Annotated in this window: 18 protein-coding genes; 8 read left to right on the forward strand and 10 right to left on the reverse strand. The window is 51.4% G+C overall.

From position 1 onward, the window contains the following. Positions 1-305 precede the first annotated feature (305 nt). Together msrA and DCX48_08935 are read left to right on the forward strand one after the other, a co-directional pair. The gene (gene msrA / locus DCX48_08930) at positions 306-944 is read left to right on the forward strand and encodes a peptide-methionine (S)-S-oxide reductase MsrA (protein ID QXE17197.1); all 639 of its coding nucleotides are present in this window, start codon (positions 306-308) and stop codon (positions 942-944) included. Positions 945-1,115: 171 nt separating this feature from the next. Further along, entirely contained in the window at positions 1,116-2,441 is a 1,326-nt protein-coding gene (locus tag DCX48_08935) for an HlyC/CorC family transporter (protein ID QXE14610.1), read from the forward strand. A 64-nt stretch (positions 2,442-2,505) separates the two neighbouring features. On the opposite strand, the gene DCX48_08940 is transcribed toward DCX48_08935, so the two are convergent. Then, positions 2,506-2,712: a DUF1107 domain-containing protein gene (locus DCX48_08940; GenBank protein ID QXE14611.1), complete on the reverse strand. Its 207-nt coding sequence runs from the start codon at positions 2,710-2,712 to the stop codon at positions 2,506-2,508. Between the two features lie 348 nt (positions 2,713-3,060). On the opposite strand from DCX48_08940, the gene DCX48_08945 reads away from it, so the two are divergent. After that, a complete protein-coding gene (locus DCX48_08945) occupies positions 3,061-3,639 on the forward strand; it encodes a YtfJ family protein (protein QXE14612.1) in 579 nt (192 codons plus the stop codon). 2 nt (positions 3,640-3,641) lie between these two features. Here DCX48_08945 and cysQ read toward each other — a convergent pair whose 3' ends face one another. Beyond that, entirely contained in the window at positions 3,642-4,382 is a 741-nt protein-coding gene (cysQ, locus tag DCX48_08950; protein QXE14613.1) for a 3'(2'),5'-bisphosphate nucleotidase CysQ, read from the reverse strand. 328 nt (positions 4,383-4,710) lie between these two features. On the opposite strand from cysQ, the gene DCX48_08955 reads away from it, so the two are divergent. Further along, on the forward strand, positions 4,711-6,663 hold the full coding sequence (locus DCX48_08955) for a bifunctional 2',3'-cyclic-nucleotide 2'-phosphodiesterase/3'-nucleotidase (GenBank protein ID QXE14614.1): 1,953 nt from the start codon (positions 4,711-4,713) through the stop codon (positions 6,661-6,663). A gap of 190 nt (positions 6,664-6,853) precedes the next feature. After that, the gene (locus DCX48_08960) at positions 6,854-7,408 is read left to right on the forward strand and encodes an NADPH-dependent FMN reductase (GenBank protein ID QXE14615.1); all 555 of its coding nucleotides are present in this window, start codon (positions 6,854-6,856) and stop codon (positions 7,406-7,408) included. A gap of 63 nt (positions 7,409-7,471) precedes the next feature. Here the strand turns inward: DCX48_08960 and DCX48_08965 are convergent, their stop codons facing one another. Beyond that, complete coding sequence (locus tag DCX48_08965) at positions 7,472-7,894, reverse strand: DUF2502 domain-containing protein (protein ID QXE14616.1); 423 nt, start codon at positions 7,892-7,894, stop codon at positions 7,472-7,474. 291 nt (positions 7,895-8,185) lie between these two features. On the opposite strand from DCX48_08965, the gene ipdC reads away from it, so the two are divergent. Both ipdC and ytfE read left to right on the forward strand, forming a co-directional pair. Further along, positions 8,186-9,853 (forward strand): indolepyruvate decarboxylase, encoded by a 1,668-nt coding sequence (ipdC, locus tag DCX48_08970; GenBank protein ID QXE14617.1) that lies wholly within the window; start codon positions 8,186-8,188, stop codon positions 9,851-9,853. Between the two features lie 102 nt (positions 9,854-9,955). Continuing rightward, the gene (gene ytfE / locus DCX48_08975) at positions 9,956-10,621 is read left to right on the forward strand and encodes an iron-sulfur cluster repair protein YtfE (GenBank protein ID QXE14618.1); all 666 of its coding nucleotides are present in this window, start codon (positions 9,956-9,958) and stop codon (positions 10,619-10,621) included. Positions 10,622-10,729: 108 nt separating this feature from the next. Here the strand turns inward: ytfE and DCX48_08980 are convergent, their stop codons facing one another. Then, positions 10,730-11,350, reverse strand: a complete 621-nt coding sequence (locus DCX48_08980) for a peptidylprolyl isomerase (GenBank protein QXE14619.1) — start codon at positions 11,348-11,350, stop codon at positions 10,730-10,732. A gap of 402 nt (positions 11,351-11,752) precedes the next feature. Here DCX48_08980 and DCX48_08985 point away from each other — a divergent pair, with 402 nt between their 5' ends. Beyond that, positions 11,753-12,466 (forward strand): Opacity-associated protein A, encoded by a 714-nt coding sequence (locus tag DCX48_08985; GenBank protein ID QXE14620.1) that lies wholly within the window; start codon positions 11,753-11,755, stop codon positions 12,464-12,466. Here DCX48_08985 and DCX48_08990 read toward each other — a convergent pair. From DCX48_08990 to DCX48_09015, 6 genes are all read right to left on the reverse strand, one after another. Continuing rightward, a complete protein-coding gene (locus DCX48_08990; GenBank protein ID QXE14621.1) occupies positions 12,463-12,825 on the reverse strand; it encodes a DUF488 family protein in 363 nt (120 codons plus the stop codon). The two genes, DCX48_08985 and DCX48_08990, sit on opposite strands and share 4 nt — an antisense overlap. 127 nt (positions 12,826-12,952) lie before the next feature. Then, the gene (locus DCX48_08995; protein ID QXE14622.1) at positions 12,953-13,405 is read right to left on the reverse strand and encodes a 50S ribosomal protein L9; all 453 of its coding nucleotides are present in this window, start codon (positions 13,403-13,405) and stop codon (positions 12,953-12,955) included. A gap of 41 nt (positions 13,406-13,446) precedes the next feature. Further along, complete coding sequence (rpsR, locus tag DCX48_09000) at positions 13,447-13,674, reverse strand: 30S ribosomal protein S18 (protein ID QXE14623.1); 228 nt, start codon at positions 13,672-13,674, stop codon at positions 13,447-13,449. A 4-nt stretch (positions 13,675-13,678) separates the two neighbouring features. After that, positions 13,679-13,999 carry a primosomal replication protein N gene (gene priB / locus DCX48_09005; protein QXE14624.1) on the reverse strand — a complete coding sequence of 107 codons (321 nt, stop codon included), beginning with the start codon at positions 13,997-13,999 and terminating at the stop codon, positions 13,679-13,681. A 5-nt stretch (positions 14,000-14,004) separates the two neighbouring features. After that, positions 14,005-14,397, reverse strand: a complete 393-nt coding sequence (locus tag DCX48_09010; protein ID QXE14625.1) for a 30S ribosomal protein S6 — start codon at positions 14,395-14,397, stop codon at positions 14,005-14,007. A gap of 181 nt (positions 14,398-14,578) precedes the next feature. After that, positions 14,579-15,331: an esterase gene (locus tag DCX48_09015; GenBank protein QXE14626.1), complete on the reverse strand. Its 753-nt coding sequence runs from the start codon at positions 15,329-15,331 to the stop codon at positions 14,579-14,581. Positions 15,332-15,513 lie beyond the last annotated feature (182 nt).

Here is a 15,513-nt window from a genome sequence, read left to right on the forward strand (position 1 = left end):
CCTAAAACCTATAGCATGGCTTTTATCACTTCGCCCGCCGCGTTGACGGCCGCCGCTGTACGCTTACCTGACAATCCGCAATGTAGCGCTGAAATCTTCTGCCAACTTTGCATGATATTAGTGATAAATACTAATTTTCTATCTTAAAAATAGATTTTCACCTACAAACATCAGTGTGCGGCATTACAGATAAACATTACCTTAACATTAAACACCATTAAGATATAAAGACAGCCCAATGCTTCTTGGTTATGCTTTCAATGAAAGCGGGTTATTTACCCAGTCTAGCTGGAGTTAACAACGTGATGAATTCGATTGATAAGACGCAGCGGATTACGCAATCCGATGCTTTACCGGGGCGTTCCACCCCTATGCCAGTAGCCAGGCTGCACGTCGTGCATGAACATTCCATGACGCATGTGCCGGACCACATGTCTGTCGCTATTTTTGCGATGGGCTGCTTCTGGGGCGCAGAGCGTTTGTTCTGGCAACAGCCGGGCATCTACAGCACCGCTGCGGGTTATATCGGTGGTTACACGCCCAATCCGACCTACCGTGAAGTGTGCAGCGGGCAAACCGACCACGCCGAAGCAGTGCGTGTCGTTTTCGACCCTGCGACTATCAGCTACAGCCAATTGCTGCAATTATTTTGGGAAAATCACGACCCCGCACAGGGTATGCGTCAGGGTGGTGATATCGGCAGCCAGTATCGCTCCGCCATTTATACGCTCACTCCCGAGCAGGAACAGGCCGCGCAGGCGAGCCTTCAGCGCTTTCAACAGGCGATGAGGGAGAACAGCGACGGTCGTGCGATCAGCACAGAAATCGAACCTGCGGGCCCGTTCTATTATGCGGAAGAGGATCACCAGCAATATCTGCACAAGAATCCGAACGGCTACTGTGGATTAGGCGGCATCGGCGTCTGTCTGCCGCCTCCGCGTTGACCGCTGGCGGTAATTTCACCGCTCCTGCTATAATGCCCCCGAACCGGGCTAATCCTCGCCCGGTTTTGACCTTCAATAACGATCATAATGTGTTCACTTTTATGTGTTCACCTTTCTGAGGATCGCTGCGTCAATCTCGGCTCATGCGAAAACTTACCTAAAGTAAAAACTATGTTAAACAGTCTATTACTGATTCTTTTTCTTATTGCCATCAGTGCGTTTTTCTCGATGTCGGAGATCTCGCTGGCGGCGTCTCGTAAAATTAAACTCAAACTGATGGCTGATGAGGGAAATATCAACGCCAATCTGGTGCTCAAGTTGCAGGAAACGCCGGGCATCTTCTTTACCGTGATTCAAATTGGCGTCAACGCCGTCGCGATTCTGGCCGGTATCATCGGCGATGCGGCATTTTCCCCTACCTTTTCCATGCTGTTTGAACGCTTCATGTCACCCGAATCCGCAGATAAAGTCAGTTTCATCTGCTCATTTGTCCTTGTCACTAGCCTGTTCATTCTGTTTGGCGATCTCACCCCGAAACGCATTGGTATGATTGCGCCGGAAACCGTAGCGGTCCGCATAATCAACCCCATGCGCTTCTGCCTGTTCCTTTTCCGCCCGATGGTCTGGATATTTAACGGTCTGGCTAACGTCATTTTCCGCATGCTCAAGCTGCCGATGGTGCGTAAGGATGACATCACGTCCGATGACATTTACGCCGTGGTGGAAGCCGGTGCGCTGGCTGGCGTACTGCGTAAGCAGGAACACGAACTGATCGAAAACGTGTTTGAGCTGGAATCCCGTACCGTGCCTTCTTCCATGACCTCGCGTGAAAGTGTGGTCTACTTCGATCTGCGCGAGCACGAAGACAGCATTAAGGAAAAAATTGCCCAGCAGCCACACTCAAAGTTTCTGGTTTGCGATGGCACAATTGATCAGATCGTCGGCTACGTGGATTCCAAAGACCTGCTGATTCGGGTGCTGGGAAACCAGAGCCTGACGTTGAGCAGCGGGGTACAGATTCGTCAGGCGCTGATCGTTCCGGATACGCTGACACTGTCCGAAGCGTTGGAAAGTTTTAAAACCGCGGGCGAAGATTTCGCGGTTATTTTGAACGAATACGCACTGATTGTCGGCATCATCACCCTTAACGACGTGATGACCACACTGATGGGCGATCTCGTCGGCCAGGGAATGGAAGAACAGATTGTGGCGCGTGATGAGAATTCATGGCTGGTTGAAGGCGGTACACCAATAGAAGACGTGATGCGGGCGCTGAATATTGATGACTTCCCACACTCCGGCAACTACGAAACCATCGGCGGATTCATGATGTATACGCTGCGGAAAATCCCGAAACGTACCGATGCGGTGCGCTTCTCAGGCTATAAGTTTGAGGTGGTGGATATCGACAGCTACAAAATCGATCAGTTGCTGGTGACGCGTCTGGAAGATCGTCCGATTATCGCGTCAAGCGCGAAAGTTGATAGCACAGACTAACCGTTACTCTGGCAAAGCCAGATAACAAACCAGAACGGCCCGCTATGGGCCGTTTCTTTATCACTTATCCCATCTCAGCCTGAAGCCGGATGACCTGGCGATTCACTTCTGACATCACCAGAAGATGCTGCTTATCTTGTTTCTTTGGCAATAGAATTTTGCCGTAGTCGAACTCAAAAGCACCAACCCCTTTGATGTACAGTCGCCCGCGAAACAGAGTTTTCACATATTTGGCGACTTTCGAAGGATTGTAACGTTCGAAGATCCTCATCGTTTTACTCTCCCGTTTTATTTTTCTACGCTCTCCCTTTCGCCAACATGGCTGAGGTTCTGGAGCGCTAATGAGATAACGGATACTGCTAATTAGTACTGTAAAACGGCATTTAGTTCCCTACCATTTAGTATTCTTAACTGCTTTTACGGATTTTTACAGAATAGTGTTTAAGTAAATATTTAGTCATCAGTATAAACCTTCAAAAATAAGGGTTTTGTGCACTCCGGCATAAACCGTGTTATCGCGGAGCAGGACAGACCCGTTTCCTGAATCTACGCTTATTCCATAGCCTGACATTTTCCATAATAGACATCGCATCAGGTCACCCACACGGAAGGAAATACCATGATAAAAATACGCCACCTGCTCCTCGCGCTCTCTACAGCTTCCTTGCTGGGGCTTATCTCACTCCCAGCCTCGGCCCATACGTTAGTGCTCAACCAATGGGTTCCCCCCGTCGGGGTCGCGGACAGAGGAGAACTTCAGTACCTTAATAATCAGTTTAGTTATAAAAACTGGAACAGCGCGCAATTGCCTGGGAAAGTACGGGTGATACAACACATCGCCGGTCGAACCTCGGCAAAAGAGATGAACGATCCCCTCATCTCCGCACTGAAGGCCGCTAACCTACCGCATGATTATTACCAAACGACGACAATCGTGAATACCGACGATGCCATCATCGGCACCAGCATGTTTGTGCGCAGTAGCCTTGAGGACAACAAGAAAGCCTTTCCATGGTCGCAATTCATTGTCGACAGCAACGGTAACGTGCGTAAAACCTGGCAGCTACAGCCGCAAAGCTCAGCTATCGCAGTGTTGGATAAACAGGGGAAAGTCCGTTTCGTGAAAGATGGCGCGTTGAGCGGGCAGGAAGTGCAGCAGGTGATGTCCCTGCTGCGTCAGTTACTGGAAGAGAAATAGCGCTAAAATAAAGAGACGCGAAAACCGGGGTTGAGGAAAGATTCACGCGGCGTGTAAGACAGAGGCTGCCCCTGCCAATCGTGAATCTGCGCCCCAGCCGCCACCGCCACCGCATGGCCCGCCGCCGTATCCCAAATGTTAGTCGGCCCGAAGCGTGGGTAAAGCTGCGCTTCACCTTCTGCCACCAAACAAAATTTTAGCGATGACCCAATCGCCACCGTCTGGTGCTCACCCAACTGGCTAAGATAATCTTTCAGTTCACGATCGGCATGAGAGCGGCTGACTACCACCAGCGGCGGATACGCCTGCTTCACCGAAATTTGCCGGCGCTGGCCGTTCTCTTCTTTCCAGGCTTTACCGTCCGCCGCGGAATACATCACGCCCGTGACCGGCACATAAACCACACCCAGCACGGCTTGGCCGTTTTCGATCAGCGCAATATTGACCGTAAACTCGCCGTTGCGGTTGAGGAACTCTTTCGTGCCATCCAGCGGATCGACCAGCCAATAGCGCTGCCAGTGCCGACGGACTTCCCACTCCGGCGGATCTTCTTCTGACAGCAAAGGAATATCAGGAAACGCCGCCGCCAGTCCTTCCTTAATGACCCGATGAGCCGCGAGATCGGCTGCGGTCACTGGCGAATCATCTTTCTTGTGCGCGACATCTACGGGATGCTGCCCGTCGTAAACCTGCATAATGGCAGCACCGGCATCACGGGCCAGATGGCAAATAGGTTCTAGCATGATCTACCTCGTCGTTATTGGTTGCGCGTAACGCAGACTTCATCTCTCTCATTCATTATATACCCCAAATAATTCGAGTTGCAGGAAGGCGGCAAGAGAGGGAATCCCGATGAGCTTACTCAAGTAAGTGATTCGGGTGAGTGAACGCAGCCAACGCACATGCAGCTTGAAGTATTACGGGTATACATCTGTGAGGCAATCTACGATTATCGCCATTACTGATGTCATACTCAGAATTTAGAGACGATAATCACTTTAACTTCATCATGATATGAAAGACACCCCGATCGCCTCACGCGTCGACAATCACCGCACAAGGAGTTACGCAATGAAGCATTCACTGGCACTCAGCCTACTTGCTACGCTGGTCGCCACGACCGTTCATGCCGCCACCGTTGATTTACGGGTATTGGAAACCACCGATCTGCACAGCAATATGATGGATTTCGATTACTACAAGGATACTCCAACCGATAAATTTGGTCTGGTGCGCACCGCCAGTCTGATTCACGCCGCGCGCGAACAGGCGACCAACAGCGTGTTGGTAGATAATGGCGACCTCATTCAGGGCAGCCCGTTAGGCGACTACATGGCGGCGAAGGGGTTGAAGGCTGGCGATGTACACCCGGTTTATCAGGCGATGAACACGCTGGATTATTCCGTCGGCAATATCGGTAATCACGAATTCAACTATGGATTAGACTACCTGCACAAGGCGCTGTCTGGCGCGAAATTTCCTTATGTGAACGCCAATGTGCTGGATGCAAAAACGGGCAAACCGCTGTTTACGCCTTACCACATTGAAAATAAATCGGTTAAAGATCGCGATGGTAAGCCGCATACCCTGCGCATCGGCTACATTGGCTTCGTCCCGCCGCAGGTCATGGTGTGGGATAAAGCCAATCTGACAGGAAAAGTCACCGTGGAAGACATCACGGAGAGTGCCAAAAAATGGATACCGGAAATGCGTAAGCAAGGTGCCGATCTGGTGATTGTTATCCCCCACTCTGGCCTGTCCGCCGAACCGTATAAAGCGATGTCGGAAAACTCTGTTTACTACCTCAGCCAAATTCCTGGGGTTGATGCCATCATGTTTGGTCATGCTCACGCGGTTTTCCCCAGCAATGACTTTGCCAACATCAAAGGCGCGGATATCAAACAGGGAACGCTTAACGGTGTGCCTGCCGTGATGCCGGGACAATGGGGTGACCATCTCGGCGTCGTCGATTTCACATTGAATAACGACAGCGGCACATGGAAGGTAGAAAATGCGAAAGCGGAAGCCAGACCTATCTATGACAAAGCACAGAAGAAATCACTGGCGGCGGAAGACGACAAGCTGGTGAAAGTGCTTTCCGATGCGCATAAAGACACACGCGAGTTCGTCAGCAAGCCGATCGGCAAATCCGCAGATAACATGTACAGCTACCTATCGCTGATTCAGGACGATCCAACCGTGCAGATCGTCAACAATGCTCAGCGTGCCTATGTCGAACACTTTATTCAGGGCGATCCCGATCTGGCCGACCTGCCGGTGCTCTCCGCCGCCGCACCGTTTAAAGCCGGTGGACGTAAAAACGATCCGGCCAGCTATGTCGAAGTGGAAAAAGGCCAGCTCACCTTCCGCAACGCCGCCGATTTATACCTCTACCCGAACACGCTGGTGGTGGTGAAAGTCAACGGACAACAGGTGCAGGAGTGGCTGGAGTGCGCTGCGGGCCAGTTCAAACAAATCGATACGAGCAAGCGTGAACCGCAATCGCTGCTCAACTGGGATGGCTTCCGTACCTATAACTTTGACGTGATCGATGGCGTCAATTATCAGATTGATGTCACACAACCTGCCCGCTATGACAGCGAGTGCGCGTTAATCAACGATAAATCGCACCGTATCAAAGCGCTAACGTTCAACGGCAAACCGATCGATCCTAAAGCAACCTTCCTGATCGCCACCAATAACTACCGCGCCTACGGCGAGAAATTTGCCGGTACGGGTGAAAAGTATGTGGCCTTTGCATCGCCAGATGAAAACCGTTCCGTGCTGGCGGCTTACATCAGTGCGGAAACGCAAAAGTCGGGAGAAGTGAAGCCGCAGGCGGACAACAACTGGCGTTTGGCGCCTATCGTCAGCGATACGCCGCTGGATATCCGTTTTGAAACGTCGCCGTCAGAGAAAGCCACCGCGTTTATCAAAGAGAAAGCACAATACCCGATGACGTCCATCGGTAATGATGACACGGGCTTTGCGGTTTACCGCCTCGACCTGCAACACGCTAAATAAGCGCTTAACGCCTATTATGCGCAGGCTCCTGCTTCGGCGGGAGCCTGAACGATCGGTTATTCAAACCAGAAGATCCTCCATTTTCACCCCAGTATCATACTGTTACAGAGTAATGAAACAGGGGTAATCTCTTCTCGGTGTACAGTAGGTTATCTACATACCGATACAACATAGAAAAATGGGGACAAGAATGTCAAAAACCGTCGTTATTTATCATTCAGGCTATGGTCACACGCAACGTTTGGCTGCTGCCGTCGCAGAGGGTGCAAATGCCGAGCTCATCGCAATTGATGCAGAAGGGAATATCAGCGACGCCGAGTGGGAGAAACTCAACGCTGCCGATGCCATTATTTTCGGTACACCAACCTACATGGGCGGCCCGACCTGGCAGTTCAAGAAATTTGCGGATGCCAGCTCTAAAGCCTGGTTCTCCCGCACCTGGAGCAACAAAGTATTTGGCGGTTTTACCAATAGCGCCAGCCTAAACGGGGACAAGCAGGTCACGCTGATCTATCTGCAAACGTTGGCTTCACAGCACGGTGGGATTTGGGTCAGCCTGAACCAGTTGCCGTCCAACGCCAAAGCGGCGAAACGCGACGATCTGAATAACCTTGGTGGATCAGTAGGTCTGCTGGCGCAGACACCTTCCGACGCCAGCGCAGATGAAGTGGTCGCTGGCGATCTGGCGACCGGTAAACTGTATGGCCAGCGCATCGCTGATATCGCCGCGAAACTGGCAAACTAGTTAAAAGACACATCATATCTCGATCAACAAGCGCCGCCCTTTCGCGGCGCTTTTTTTATCTGACTAGTCGCGGAACGAGCCTCGCCCATTGCGGTAGTACCCATCTCCTCGCTCATGTCCGCGCCTGTCCCAATCACCTCGGCGTGGCCCACGTTCCTCAACATAACGCGGCGGATCAAAACGACGATTGTCATAATGGCGTCTGTCGCGCTGACTCTCACGCCACTCGCGGGCATCCCGCCAGCGCCAGCCATCCCAGTAGTAGCCATGCCGATTACGTTCACCACGATTGTAACCTCGGTGTTCCTGCCACCAGCGCTCGCTGCGCCAGTCGTAGCCATCCCAGTAATTACCTCGTCTGTCACGCTCGCCGATATTCAACGTGACGCCAGGCATCAAATCGATGCTGGCACCCTTCGCCTCTGGCGCTGGCATAACCGCAAACATTCCCACAAACAGGGCACTGATGACGAGTGGCTTAAACATAGGGTAACTCCTGGCTCACCGCGACTGCGGCCTAGCAAAGATATACGGGGAATTCCTGTGCGCCACTATCAGATAAATACGCATTTTCCTGATTTTACCGTTCTTAACGTTTCGCTAACACTAATAGAGGCTATTCATCAGCATCCTATTAATTAATTTAATGAATCAAGCTTCATCAGGCACGAATAAATAAAGACTCAGGGATTAACCATAGGGAATAAATATTAGAAATATTCATCTTAGCGCTAATACTTAATATCAGAATATCCATCATGCACAGAGGGAATAGCCATGAGCGAAAATTATACGGTGGGCGATTATTTACTGGATCGCCTGACACAGATCGGCATTCAGCATCTCTTCGGCGTACCGGGTGATTACAACCTGCACTTTCTCGATCATGTCATCAGAAACCCAGATATTACCTGGGTGGGCTGCGCGAACGAGTTAAACGCAGCTTACGCTGCTGATGGCTATGCACGATGTCGCCCGGCAGCGGCGCTGCTCACCACTTTCGGCGTCGGTGAACTCAGCGCGATTAACGGCATTGCGGGCAGCTACGCGGAATGCCTACCTGTCATCCACATTGCCGCAGCGCCCTGTCTCGCTTCACAACGCAATGGCGAATTACTCCATCACACATTAGGAGACGGTGACTTTAGCCACTTTTCCCGCATGGCGGCAGAAGTCACCGTTGCCCAAGCCAGCCTCACCGTCGAAAACGCAACCGCAGAGATCGACAGAGTGATTGGTGAAGCCCTCGCTCAGCACAAACCGGTCTACCTGTTTCTACCAGTAGACGTGGCGGCAGCACCTGTCGGTGCACGACCCTATCCGCTGGTTATCCCTGAACCATTACACTCTGATGATTCGCTACGCGCCTTTACCACCGCTGCCACCGATATGCTGAGCAAGGCAAAATCAGTCTCGTTGCTGGCAGATTTTCTGGCTCAACGCTTTAGCCTCGCGGGGAAAATCCAACGCTGGCTTGATAAAACACCGCTTCCCCACGCCACTTTGCTGATGGGAAAAGGCACGCTAAACGAACAGCACCGCAGCTTTACCGGAACCTACTCAGGCAGCGGCAGTCACGAATCAATCCGAGCGCACATCGAAGATGCGGATGCCATCATCAGCATCGGCGTGCGTTATACCGATACGATTACCACCGGTTTTAGCCATCAGATTCCGATCGAAAAAAATATCGATATTCAGCCAACGCTGGCTCGCGTAGGGAATCAGGTTTTCCCCTCCGTTCCCATGTCAGACGCTATCGCAGTGCTGGAAAAAATCACAGAAAAATTCGCCTCCCGCTGGGATCACTGCACCATTACGCCTCCGGTTTTACCGCAATCGGAACACAGAAGCGCACTCAGTCAGCGCGAGTTTTGGCAACAGATACAGCGTTTCCTCCGCCCTGACGATATCCTCGTCACCGATCAAGGCACCTCCTGTTTTGGTGCCGCTACGCTCCGGTTACCAGCGGGCTGTCATTTCATCGTCCAACCGCTGTGGGGGTCGATAGGCTATTCTCTGCCAGCCGCATTCGGCGCACAGATTGCCGAACCCGAAAGACGCGTGGTTCTGTTGATCGGCGATGGCTCACTTCAGCTCACCGTACAGGAGTTGGGTTCTATCATTCGGGATCGCTTGAATATGGTCATTGTGGTGCTGAATAACGAAGGCTACACCGTCGAACGCGCTATTCACGGCTCGGAACAGCGCTATAACGATATTGCGGCCTGGAACTGGACACAACTTCCTACCGCGCTGGGCGCAAATGAAAACGAGATACTCTGCAAGCAGGTGCGTTCACCCATCGCGCTCGCGCAGGTACTTGAGCAAGTGAACGCGGAATCTCGCTTGTCACTCATAGAGGTGGTATTGCCGAGAATGGATATCCCAGCGCTCTTACACACCATCACGCAATCGCTTGAGACACGCAACACCGTGCAGTAATACGGAATGCATTTTACCGCCTACCTCGTAAGCGGTATATTCAACGCTAAAAGATGCATTTAAAATGCAATTTATAAACTGCATTTATTGAGAGGCATCATCATGGCATACCGCGATCAATCCCTGGGTGAGTTGGCTATCGCTATTCCGCGCGCCACTAAACTCTTTCGTGAACTCAATCTGGATTTCTGCTGCGGCGGAAAACAAACGCTAAGCCGCGCAGCTGGCAAAAAAGATCTCAATATCGACGAACTGGAAGCGCAGTTAGAGAAACTGGCCGCACAGCCTTCTGACGCACGAGACTGGCGTGAAGCACCGTTGGCTGACATCATCGCGTACATTATCCCCCGTTTTCATGACCGCCACCGTGAACAATTGCCGGAGCTGATTCTGATGGCAAAAAAAGTCGAGCGCGTGCATCACGACAAAGCAGACTGCCCGCACGGCCTTGCAAACCAACTGACCGCGATTTACAACGAGCTGTCTCAGCACATGATGAAAGAAGAGCGCATCCTCTTCCCAATGATCGGTCAGGGAATGGGCGCGAATGCTGCCGCACCGATTTCAGTGATGGAGCATGAGCACGATGACGCCGGGCGTGATGTGGAAGTGGTCAAAGAACTGACCCACGGCGTCGTACCACCGGAAGGTGCCTGCAACACCTGGCGTGCACTGTACTCCGGTATTAACGAGTTTATTACCGATCTGATGGAACACATCCATCTGGAAAACAATTTGCTGTTCCCACGCGCGCTGCGCGGTGAGTAATGTCGCTGTAGTAAAAAATAAGAAAGTCCAAAAAATAAGAAAGTCAGTAAAAACCATTTAGTAAAAACAACAAAGGCGCTCAGTGAGCGCCTTTGTTTTGTCTGGAACTTACAGAATTTCCAGCAGTTCCACTTCAAAAATCAGGGCGCTGAACGGCGGAATGGAAGCACCCGCGCCACGTTCACCATACGCCAGATTATGTGGAATATAGAGTTCCCACTTGGAACCGACTGGCATCAGCGTCAACGCCTCAATCCAGCCTGGAATCACGCCGCTTACAGGGAATTCAGCAGGTTGACCACGCTCAACAGAGCTATCGAACACACTGCCGTCAGTCAAACGACCAGTGTAATGCACACGTACACGATCCTGACGAGCCGGAATCGCACCTTCACCCTGTGTCAACACGCGGAATTGCAGACCAGACTCCGTGCTATCCACGCCTTCTTTCTGTGCGTTTTCAGCCAGGAATTGCTGACCTTCTACCGCCAGCTCTTGCTGACGATCGCGACGCACCGCATCAGCACGCTCATGAATTTCGCGCAGCGCACGATGAACCACATCCACAGGCACCGCTGGCGCATTACCTTCCAGCGCATCACGTAGACCAGCAAGCAGAGCTTCTGGGATCAGGCCTTCAAGACCTGATTCCTGTAACTGTTGACCAACCTGTAAGCCGATGCCGTAACTTGCCTGCGCCTCGACGCTATCAAAAGAAGGAGTTGTCATGGATGTTCCTTTTAATCTGTAAAAAACTGAAAGCGCAGCATAACAGCGACAGGGATTGGGGTAAAATCCTGTGTGCAGGCAATCACGTTAACTGGACGCTAGCCAAACCATTACCGGAAGCTGGCCTATACTGGTAGTTCTGATGTTTTTGGCGCACGGCTTGCCTTAATCATCAACGCGTTAACTGGTCAGTTCATGCAGATTATCGGTATACTGGATTGCGTTATCATCCTGATACTGTTTTTATGCCGACGCCGCCTTGCTACTGGTATAGCTTGGTTTGGCATGACGTGGTTAATCACATCATTTTTATCTGATGCGTTTTTTACACTGGCACTGTTTTTTATACTGATGTTTTTATACTGACTATTTTTATTCTGAATTGTAGTAAGAGAGGTCACCATGGGCAGAATTGCGCCCAGGAAGCGGAAAACCACCTGGGATTATCAAACGCTAGTACGCTTCTGTCAGCGAATTATCCAGCGGCAGCCCTCAAATGCTGTAGCGGTAGAAAACGACGAGGAGCGCGAAGAGCAGGAGCGACTGTCTCCCCCCTCCTTGCGTGAGCGTATTGGTGTCTCGCTGCGAAAAGTCTGGCATTTACCTGACGGCTACCACTGGATGGAACCGTTGCCGCTGCTCCATCGTCGCTGGATTTTAATCGCTATCGCAGTGCTGCTGATTGTGTTGCTCTGGCCTTACAATACGCAACATCCGCAACCTGCCCTTACCATGCCCGTTCCTCTTACGCAGGCAGATAATCAGGCTGCGATGCAGGCCGTGATTATTGAAAGCCAGCCTTCAACACCACAACAGCAGCCTGCCGCTACGCCGCCGCCGACACAGTCATCGGCGCCATGGCGACAGTATGAAATAGCCTCAGGGCAAACGCTGGCACAGCTCTTTCGCGATAACAATCTGCCCGTCAGCGATGTGTTCGCTATGGCTCAGGTGGAAGGCAGGGATAAGCCGCTCAGCAATTTACGGTCGGGTCAGGAAGTCAAATTGCAGTTGAATGCACAAGGCATGGTCGCAGAGCTGGAAATCGAAACCACGGCAAACCAGACGATTCGGTTCACCCGCGGTGCAGACGGCGCGTTTACCCGAACACGCTAACGAGCCAGCTGTTCCAACAGAAAATCGCGCAGGACGATAGCATGATTGTGCTGCGCGTCTTTGCTGCCATAAAGCAGCGTGATTGCTTTCTTTTGCTCGAGTAACGTCATCAGCCTGCCGCTCGCATCGCTCTGCGCCAACTCATTACGATAATAGTCCGCAAATTCCGCCCAGCGTTCAGACTCGGCGTGAAACCATTTCCGCAGCTCGCTACTCGGCGCAATGTCTTTAAACCACTCAACACCCTCCAGACGTGCTTTACTGATGCCACGCGGCCACAGGCGGTCAATAAGAAAAGTGTGGGAAGAGAAAGGGGCTTGCGCGTCATACACGCGGGTGAGGTGAATCAAGTCAGACATATGGCACCTTCTTTTCTAGGTAATAAGGTAATGATAGATCATTCCCGTATCCCTAAAATGCAAAACGCTGGCACAAGGCCAGCGTTTCACATGCTAACTAAAGTGTTAATTCAACGATAAACGTGAATTACGCTTCAGCAACAACAACTACATTCAGTTCAGCAAATACATCGCTATGTACCTGGAAGCTTACTACGTGCTCACCGGTAGTACGCAGAACGCCGTTCGGCAGACGAACTTCGCTCTTAGCAATGTCAACACCGGCAGCCGTTACCGCATCAGCGATATCGCGAGTACCGATGGAACCGAACAGTTTACCTTCGTCGCCTGCTTTAGACGCGATGGTAACGCTACCCAGTTCTTTGATCTTGGTGGCGCGAGCTTCAGCAGCAGTCAGAACGTCAGCCAGTTTGGCTTCCAGTTCAGCACGGCGTGCTTCGAAGAACTCAACGTTTTTCTTAGTTGCCGGCACAGCTTTGCCCTGCGGAACCAAGAAGTTACGAGCATAGCCCGCTTTAACGTTTACCTGATCACCCAGGCTGCCCAGGTTTGCTACTTTATCAAGCAGAATAACTTGCATTACTTTATCCTCTCAAAGTCTCGTTAATGGACAGTGGCCGATTACTGATGACGGTCAGTGTACGGCAACAAAGACAAGTAACGCGCACGCTTGATAGCGCGGGCCAGCTGACGCTGGTATTTTGCACGAGTACCGGTGATACGGCTCGGAACAATCTTGCCGCTTTCAGTGATATAGTTTTTCAGCGTAGCGATATCTTTATAATCAATCTCTACAACGCCTTCCGCGGTGAAACGGCAGAATTTGCGACGACGGAAATAACGTGCCATGTGGCTAGTCTCCAGAATCTATCAATTCAATCTGCTCGGCATGTAACACTATCTTGCTCAGACCATTACGCCCTTGATGGCAGCTAATGAATCCGTGCACGGTAAGTTGCGTGCCGACCGTTATACTGTGGGTAACTGCTTGTGACGATAGTCCGCTGACAATCACGGGCATACGACACCATGCTTGCCGACTTAATCCGGCTTCCTCCTGTGTCGAGCGGTGCTCAAGCACAAACTGACAGTGAGGAATACCTGACGGACTGACTTTACGAATAGGCGTTTTGCACACTGTGCCGGACAACACCAGACGATTCATCGTCACCACAACAATTACTCTTCAGAATCCCCTGCTTCCACATCATCGCCAGCTTCAGCGAAATCTTCACGACGCTCACGGCGTTCGTCTTTCGCTTTCACCATTGGAGATGCTTCAGTTACCGCGTGCTTAACGCGCATAACCATGCTGCGGATAACGGCATCGTTAAAGCGGAAGTTTGTTTCCAGCTCATCGATCGCTTCCTGCGGCGCTTCAACGTTCAGCAGAACGTAGTGAGCTTTGTGCAGTTTGTTGATCGGGTAAGCCAGCTGACGGCGGCCCCAGTCTTCCAGACGGTGGATCGTGCCCTGCGCACCAGTGATGGTAGCAGTGTAGCGCTCGATCATGCCCGGAACCTGTTCGCTTTGGTCAGGATGAACCATAAATACGATTTCGTAATGACGCATCGAATTGCTCCTTACGGATTATTCAGCCTCCTGTCTGGGTCAACCGCGGCCCGTGGAGGCAAGGAACGTGTATGTGTGCGGCTGAAAAAATGACGCGTAAGTATAGTGCTCGACATTAAAGAACACAAGGAAGAAACACAGGAGTTTTCTACGTTGTGATATTTGCAGAATTAGCGTGGGATTACAGCGTCCGCTGGAAGAAATCAGCACCCGCCTGTAACGCCGTCGGCGTAATACGATGCGCCACACCCGGCTCGGTCAGATACGTCAGATTGGCGAGTGTACCGCGTGCCTGTAATGCCTGATGGAGACGTGCACTTTCTGCCGCTGGCACGACATCATCCGCTTCGCCATGCCACACAAGCAGCGGCCGATTGGACAGCGCATCAAGACGTGTAGTGACATCATAATCAGCCAGTTTGGTCGCTAACGCCTGCAACACCGCCTGATTTTCCTCGTGATCGGCCGGAACCGGAGGAAATAACGTTGATGATAGCGTGGAGAAATAGCCGGAACCCATAAATGCAGCCACCGCAGTAATCCAAGGATAGCGAGCCATGCACCCAAGAGCACTCATTCCACCAAGCGACGCACCGCAAACGCCAACACGTTCGCCGTCGATCAGCCCACGCTGCCGATATTCCGCAACATAGTCGGGAAGTTCTTCAATATTCGATTGCAAAACATCCCAGAAATGCCCCAATCGATGCGCGTCATCCCCGTTATAGCGGGCACCGTGCATTGCCGCATCAGTCAAAATCACCCGAAACCCAGCCTGAGCCAGCGCGTAGCCAAAATATGAGTACACCTCCTTTGACGACATGTAACCATGGAAGAAAAAAATCGTCGGTAGAGGCTGTTCCCTTCTTCCCAAAGGCGCCGCGTGAATCGCTTCGATACCGCTACCGAGTTTATCCAGTGACATTTCGACCATATTTCCCTCGTTTCCAGTTCTGTCAGCCTATTTTTATGTAGCGAAATCGTATTTAGCAAAAAGGGGACAACCTTTTACGATAAATTCACTTACAGCCACCCTCTTATCTCAGTGTTTTCATTAATTCCTTACTGGTTTAATCGGCATATTTATGTAAATAAAAAAATCACATTGATCTAGAT

The organism is Pectobacterium atrosepticum (assembly GCA_019056595.1).
Taxonomy (GTDB): domain Bacteria; phylum Pseudomonadota; class Gammaproteobacteria; order Enterobacterales; family Enterobacteriaceae; genus Pectobacterium; species Pectobacterium atrosepticum.